The 599-nt window shown below is 59.9% G+C and carries 1 pseudogene; it reads left to right on the top strand.

From position 1 onward, the window contains the following. Positions 1-36 precede the first annotated feature (36 nt). Positions 37-599 (top strand): annotated as a pseudogene (locus JZX87_RS31075) (IS6 family transposase); the annotation flags it as partial.

The raw sequence follows: 599 nt of genomic DNA, 5'->3' as shown, positions 1-599 counted from the left end.
CGCCTTGTGAGGAGCGGTTGCGATAGACGCACGTGCATGACCATCTCGCCAGTCAGTTACAAGCGCCATCGCTTCCCACCCCAGGTCATCGCCCACGCGGTCTGGCTCTACTTTCGGTTTCCGCTAAGCCTGCGCCTTGTCGAGGAATTGCTGCTGGAGCGCGGCATCGCCGTCTCCTATGAAACGATCCGCCGCTGGGGAAAGAAGTTCGGCCCGGATTATGCGCGTCGCCTTCACCGCAAGTAGCCCAACGGGAGCGATGTGTGGCATCTGGACGAGGTCGTCATCACCATTGCTGACAGGAAACACTGGCTCTGGCGGGCCGTCGATCAGGATGGGTATGTGCTTGACGAAATCGTCCAGCCCCGACGTGACACCAAGGCCGCCAGGCGATTGCTGACCCGCCTTCTGAAGAAGCAGGGTATCGCACCGAAGCGTATGATAACGGACAAATTGCGCTCCTATGGAGCAGCCCGGCGACAGGTCATGCCGCAGGTCGAACACCGATCCCACAAAGGTTTGAACAACCGGGCCGAGAATTCTCATGTGCCGCTGCGAAAGCGGGAGCGGATGATGCAGGGTTTCCGATCACCAGGAGG

The organism is Agrobacterium sp. Ap1, from assembly GCF_017313375.1.
GTDB classification, from domain to species: Bacteria; Pseudomonadota; Alphaproteobacteria; order Rhizobiales; family Rhizobiaceae; genus Neorhizobium; species Neorhizobium cellulosilyticum.
The sequence above is the reverse complement of the archived record's forward strand: the minus strand, read 5'-3'. Positions and strand labels throughout refer to the sequence as shown.